The organism is Kosakonia quasisacchari (genome assembly GCF_004331415.1).
Taxonomy (GTDB): Bacteria; Pseudomonadota; Gammaproteobacteria; order Enterobacterales; family Enterobacteriaceae; genus Kosakonia; species Kosakonia quasisacchari.
Window position 1 is genome coordinate 1 of sequence record NZ_SJOP01000094.1, and the last position, 291, is coordinate 291.

General features: G+C 46.4%; 1 protein-coding gene. It reads right to left on the reverse strand.

The window, feature by feature from the left end:
• Positions 1–291: IS200/IS605 family transposase (gene tnpA / locus E0L21_RS24845; RefSeq protein ID WP_131413849.1), on the reverse strand; the 291-nt coding region annotated here is incomplete at both ends.

Below are 291 nucleotides of genomic sequence, written 5' to 3' on the forward strand. Positions count from 1 at the left end.
GCCCATTTTCTCCTCTTCAAGCTGGTGCTTTATGTAATCCTGTATCTTCGCCGTGTTCTTACCCACCGTATCGACGTAGTATCCCCGACACCAGAACTCCCTGTTCCTGTATTTGAATTTCAAATCCCCAAACTGCTCGTAAAGCATCAGACTGCTTTTCCCTTTCAGATATCCCATAAAGCCGGATACACTCATTTTGGGCGGGATCTCCACAAGCATATGGATATGCTCTGCGCAGCATTCAGCTTCCAGGATCCGTACGTTTTTCCACTCACACAGCTTTCTCAAAAT